This window comes from Spirillospora sp. NPDC046719 (genome assembly GCF_040645715.1).
Classification (GTDB): Bacteria; Actinomycetota; Actinomycetes; order Streptosporangiales; family Streptosporangiaceae; genus Spirillospora.
Window position 1 is genome coordinate 1 of sequence record NZ_JBEYYT010000571.1, and the last position, 5,084, is coordinate 5,084.

The 5,084-nt window shown below is 77.0% G+C and carries 5 protein-coding genes; 2 read left to right on the forward strand and 3 right to left on the reverse strand.

The window, feature by feature from the left end; all coding sequences use genetic code 11:
• Window positions 1-144 precede the first annotated feature (144 nt).
• Together ABZ914_RS46235 and pdxR are read right to left on the reverse strand one after the other, a co-directional pair.
• Window positions 145-546 (reverse strand): BlaI/MecI/CopY family transcriptional regulator, encoded by a 402-nt coding sequence (locus ABZ914_RS46235; RefSeq protein ID WP_190866753.1) that lies wholly within the window; start codon window positions 544-546, stop codon window positions 145-147.
• A gap of 100 nt (window positions 547-646) precedes the next feature.
• The gene (pdxR, locus tag ABZ914_RS46240; protein ID WP_500201017.1) at window positions 647-2,059 is read right to left on the reverse strand and encodes a MocR-like pyridoxine biosynthesis transcription factor PdxR; all 1,413 of its coding nucleotides are present in this window, start codon (window positions 2,057-2,059) and stop codon (window positions 647-649) included.
• Window positions 2,060-2,106: 47 nt separating this feature from the next.
• On the opposite strand from pdxR, the gene ABZ914_RS46245 reads away from it, so the two are divergent.
• Window positions 2,107-3,291 (forward strand): MFS transporter, encoded by a 1,185-nt coding sequence (locus ABZ914_RS46245; protein WP_500201018.1) that lies wholly within the window; start codon window positions 2,107-2,109, stop codon window positions 3,289-3,291.
• 109 nt (window positions 3,292-3,400) lie between these two features.
• A complete protein-coding gene (locus ABZ914_RS46250; protein ID WP_500201019.1) occupies window positions 3,401-4,165 on the forward strand; it encodes an enoyl-CoA hydratase/isomerase family protein in 765 nt (254 codons plus the stop codon).
• Window positions 4,166-4,184: 19 nt separating this feature from the next.
• Here the strand turns inward: ABZ914_RS46250 and ABZ914_RS46255 are convergent, their stop codons facing one another.
• Window positions 4,185-5,003 carry an SDR family oxidoreductase gene (locus tag ABZ914_RS46255; protein ID WP_500201020.1) on the reverse strand — a complete coding sequence of 273 codons (819 nt, stop codon included), beginning with the start codon at window positions 5,001-5,003 and terminating at the stop codon, window positions 4,185-4,187.
• Between the last annotated feature and the right edge of the window lie 81 nt (window positions 5,004-5,084).

The following is a 5,084-nucleotide window of genomic DNA, read 5'->3' on the forward strand; positions in this document are numbered from 1 at the left end:
CCGCGTCGCCGCGCTGCTGGCGCCCCCGCCGCCGCGCCGCAGGTGGCTCGTCGTGGCCACGGCGGCGCTGGTCGTCCTGTCGGTGTGGGCCGCCAACGACGGCGCGATCGACCTGCACCAGCTGATCGAGCACGCGCAGACCCGCTAGGGCGCCCCGGGCGGCTCGGACGCCTCGGACGTGCGGGGGCGTTCCAGCAGGTCGCGGAGGAGCCGCTCGTCGTTCTCGGTCAGCTCGGAGACGAACCGGGCCAGCACGCCGGGCCGCTCGGCGCCGCTGCGGTCGAGCTCGGTGCGCATGCGGCGCGCGGTGAGCGCCGCGGTGTCCTCCACGGCGGCGCTGTAGGCGTAGGTGCGCCCGGCGCGGACCCGGAGCAGCAGCCCCTTGGCGTGCAGCCGGGCGAGGATCGTGGCGATCGTCGTGCGGGCCAGGCCGTCGCCGAGGGCGACGCGGACGTCCCGCGCGGTCAGCGGCCGCTCGGCGGCCCAGATCGTCTCGAGCACCGCCGATTCCAGCTCTCCCGAGGGGCGGCGCGCTGCAGAGGTCACGGGCCCGAGTGTGCCACACGGCCGGCGGCGAACCCATGGACGGAAGATGGACGGCACGAGTCGGCGCTTGCCGGCGCGGGTCAGCGCCGGTCAGCGCGGGTCAGCGCGGTGCGAGCAGGTCGCCGACGGCGGCGATGCCCGCCCGGACGGCCCGCTCTCCGGTGTTGCCGAACCCGAGCACGAGCTGCACCGGGGTGTCCCCGCCGTCGGCGCGGCACATGCTCATCCCGTGCAGGCCGACCCCGCGCGCGCGGGCCGCCTCGACCAGCGCCGCCTCGCCGCCGGGGACGTCGAGGTGCGCGACGGCGTGGAATCCGGCGTCCAGGCCCGTCAGCCGGACGCCGGGCGCGTGCTCGGCGAGCGCCGCGAGCAGCGCGGCCCGGCGCGCGGCGTACACCGGCCGCATCCGGCGCAGGTGCCGGTCGTAGCGGCCGGACTCGATGAGCCGGGCGAGCGCGAGCTGGTCGAGCGCCGGGGAGCCGCGGTCGTTGAGCAGCTTGTGCTCCAGGACCGCCGCGCCCAGCGAGGGCGGGGCGAGCAGCCAGCCGAGGCGCAGCGCGGGCGCCAGCGACTTGCTCACCGTGCCGATCGAGACGACCCGGTCGGCGGCGAGGCCCTGCAGCGCGCCGACCGGCTCGCGGTCGTAGCGGAACTCGGCGTCGTAGTCGTCCTCGATGATCATGGCGTCCCGGTCCGCCGCCCACGCGATCAGCTCCAGGCGCCGGCGCGGGGCCATGACCACGCCGGTCGGCCACTGGTGCGCGGGGGTGACGACCACCGCGCGGGCGCCGGTGGCGGCGAGCGCCCGCACGTCGACGCCGTCCCCGTCGACCGGCACCGGCACCGCCTCCAGCCCCGCCCACGCGGCTGCGGCCTCGGTGGAGCGGGGGCCGCCGGGGTCCTCGTAGGCGACCGTCCGCACCCCTGCCCGGGCCAGCGCGCTGAACGCCAGCACGAGCCCTTGGGCGTGGCCGGAGCAGATGACGATCCGGTCCGGCTCCGCCGCCGCGGCCCGGACGCGCCGCAGGTACCCGGCCAGGACCTCGCGCAGGGCCGTGGCGCCCGCCGGGTCGCCGTAGTCGAGCGCGGCGGTCGGGATCGCCCGCCCCGCCTCGCGGACCGCCCACAGCCAGTCGGCCATCGGGAAGGAGCCGAGGTCGGGCACCCCGGGACGGAAGTCGGCGATCAGCCGGGCGGGCGGGGGAGCGGGCCGCGCGGGCGCCGCCGGGACCGGGGGCGCCGCCCCGGCCGCGACGCGGGTGGCCGAGCCGCTCCGCGTGGCGAGGTATCCCTCCGCCCGCAGCTGGGCGTAGCACTCCTGGATCAGCCCGCGCGAGATCCCCAGCGTCCGGGCCAGCTCCCGGGAGGACGGCAGCCGCTCCCCGACCCGCAGCCGCCCGCCCCGGATCGCGTCCCTGACCTGGCGTTCCAGCTGGCAGCGCAGCGGCTCGGCGGACGCCCGGTCCAGCGCCAGCAACAGTTCGGGGGACGAACCGGACCACTCCAGCGGCATGGAAGTGGAGCTTATCGGCGGTCCGCCCGGTCCGTAGCGTGATCGGCATGACGACGACGCACTGCCCGGAGGCCCCCGCCCCCGCGGCGCGACCGGCCCTCGTGACCCGCCCGCTGCTGCTGCGGTTCGTGTCCATGCTCGGCGCGGCGATCAGCTTCTACCTGCTGCTGTCGGTGGCGCCGCTCTACGCCCAGGGCGCGGGCGGGGGCGGCGGTGCGGCGGGCCTGGCGACCGGCGCGCTGATGCTCGCGACCGTGTGCGGCGAGTTCGGCACCCCGTGGCTCATGAACCGGTACGGGTACCGGGCCGCGCTCGGCGCCGGGCTGGTGCTGCTCGGCGCGCCCGCCCTCGTGCTGACGGCGTCGTCGAGCATGGCGTGGATCGTCCTGGTCTGCCTGCTGCGCGGCCTTGGGTTCGCGGTGACGGTGGTCGCGGGCGGGGCGCTGACCGCCTCGCTGATCCCGGACGAGCGGCGCGGCGAGGGGCTGGCGCTCGTCGGCATCGTCGCGGGCGCCCCGGCGCTCGGCGCGCTGCCGCTCGGCGTGTGGTCGGCGCGGCACTTCGGGTTCACGCCCGTCGCCATCGCCGCGGGGCTCGCCGCCCTCGTCGCGGTCGCCTCCGTGCCCGGGCTGCCGGACGGCGAGCGCGGCGGCGGGCGGGCCGCCGGGATGCTCGCCGGGCTGCGCACGTCGGCGCTGTCGCGTCCCGCGTTCGTGTTCGGAGCGTCCGCGCTGGTCGCCGGCATCATCGTCACGTTCCTGCCGCTCGCCGTCGCGTCCGCGTCCGCCGGGGTCGTCGCGGCGGCGCTGTTCCTGCAGCCGCTCGCCTCGACCGTCGCCCGCGTCGCGGCGGGCCGGATCGGCGACCGGCGCGGGGCGGCCGGGCTGGTCCCGCCCGGCCTGCTCCTGTCGGCGGCCGGCGTCCTGCTCACCGCGCTCACCCGGCACGACCTCGCGGTGATCGCCGGGGTGACGGTGTTCGGCGTCGGGTTCGGGCTGCTGCAGAACGCGACGCTGGCCCTGATGTACGAGCGGGTGCCGCGGTCCGGGTACGGGACGGTCAGCGCGCTGTGGAACGTCGCCTACGACGCCGGGATGGGCGCGGGCGCGCTCGGCTTCGGGCTCGTCGCGGGGTGGACCGGCTACCCGTGGGCGTTCGTCCTCACCGCGGCGCTGCTGGTGGCGGCGCTGCCGGTCGCGCTGCGCGACGTCCGGGCCGCCCGCGAGGGGTGACCGTCCGCGACCGGTGGGCGGGCGTCCCGCTCACCGGGCCCGGTGCCCGCGCCGGAGCGGCAAATATTGTATCAAGTATCTCCAGGGAGAGATCTAGGAGGAGCGGGCGATGACGGAGACGCTGCGGATCGAGGACGACGGCGCGGTGCGGACGCTGGTCTTCGCCCGCCCCGAGGCGGCCAACGCCTTCAACGAGGAGCTGTACCACGCCGCCGCGCGGGCGCTGCGGGACGCCGCGTCCGACGACGCCGTCTCGGTCGTGCTGCTGACGGGGGAGGGCCGCGCCTTCACCGCCGGGACCGACATCAAGGAGATGGCCGAGATCGCCCGCGACCACGCCGCCGGGCGCTCGGACCAGGAGATGGGCAGCGGGTTCGTCGCGCTCGTGGACGCGCTCGCCGAGTTCCCCAAGCCGCTGATGGCGGCGGTGAACGGCTCCGGCGTCGGCCTCGGGATCACCATGCTGGGCCACTGCGACGTGGTGCTCATCGCCGAGCACGCGTGGCTGATGGCGCCGTTCGCCGCGATGGGCGTCGTCCCCGAGGCGGCGGGCAGCTACCTGCTGCCCGCGCGCATGGGCCACCAGCACGCCGCGCTCGCGCTGTTCACCGGGAACTGGGTCACCGCCGAGGAGGCCGTGCGCTGCGGCCTCGCGCTGCGCGCCTGCCCGGCGGAGACGCTGCTGGAGACCGCGCGCGGCATCGCCCGCGAGATCGCGGCGAAGCCGCTGGCGTCGCTGGTGGCCACCAAGGAGCTGATCCTCGCGCCGCGGCGCGAGGAGGTGCGGCGCGCCCGCGAGCGCGAGGACGCCGCGTTCGCCCGCCTGCTGGGGGAGGCGGGCGCCGATGGCCGCATCGCCGCGCGGCTCGGCTGACCCGCCGGACGCGCCGGGGTCACTCCTCCGCGGGCAGGCCGCGCAGCGCCGCCTCGCCGAACAGCGGCTCGAAGACCGAGGAGTAGTCGGGGCCCCGGCGCAGGTGGTGGCCGCCGTCCACGTTGAGGATCTGCCCGGTGATCCACGACGCGTCCGGGCCCGCCAGGAACCCGACGGCCGCCGCGATGTCCTCCGGCTCCCCGACCCGGGCGAGCGGCATGCAGGCCAGGTAGTCCTCCAGCACGGGGCCGGTGTCGGCGATGCCCGCCACGAGCTCGGTGCGGGTCAGCCCGGGGCGGATCCCGTTCACCCGGATCCCCGCGCCGCCGAGCTCGTCGGCCGCCAGCCGGACGAGGTGGTCCACGGCCGCCTTCGACACCCCGTACGCGCCGAACCAGCGGTGGGTGTTCGACGAGGCGATGGACGAGATCGCGATGATCGAGCCGCCGCCCGCGCCCGCCATCGCCCGGGAGGCGTGCCGGATCGTCAACATGGTGCCGGTGGCGTTCAGCTCCATCGTCGCGCGCCAGGCGTCGAGGTCGAGGTGCCCGATCGGCCCGATCGAGCTGGACCCGCCCGCGCACGCCACGGCCGTCCGCAGCGGCCCGCGCTCCGCCGCCGTCCGGACGGCGTTCGCGACCTGCGCGTCGTCGGTGACGTCCGCGACGACGTACCCGACGCCCCTGCCCGCCTTCGCGGCGGCCTCCCGCAGCCGGTCCTCGGTGCGCCCGCAGATGGTGACCGCGGCGCCCTGCTCGGCGAGCCGGACGGCGCACCCCAGTCCGATCCCGCTGCCGCCGCCCGTGACCAGCGCCGCCGTTCCGTCCAGGTTTCCCATGTCGTCTCCTCTTCAGCGGTCGACCTGGGTGGTTGCGCCCTCGACCCGGACGTTGGGGGCGGGGTTGAATGAGGCCTCGAA

Excerpts from the sequence above, each read along its gene's own strand:
- ABZ914_RS46250 (WP_500201019.1), top strand. The coding sequence starts at position 3,401 with ATGACGGAGACGCTGCGGATCGAGGACGACGGCGCGGTGCGGACGCTG.
- pdxR (WP_500201017.1), bottom strand. The coding sequence starts at position 2,059 with ATGCCGCTGGAGTGGTCCGGTTCGTCCCCCGAACTGTTGCTGGCGCTG.
- ABZ914_RS46245 (WP_500201018.1), top strand. The coding sequence starts at position 2,107 with ATGACGACGACGCACTGCCCGGAGGCCCCCGCCCCCGCGGCGCGACCG.
- ABZ914_RS46255 (WP_500201020.1), bottom strand. The coding sequence starts at position 5,003 with ATGGGAAACCTGGACGGAACGGCGGCGCTGGTCACGGGCGGCGGCAGC.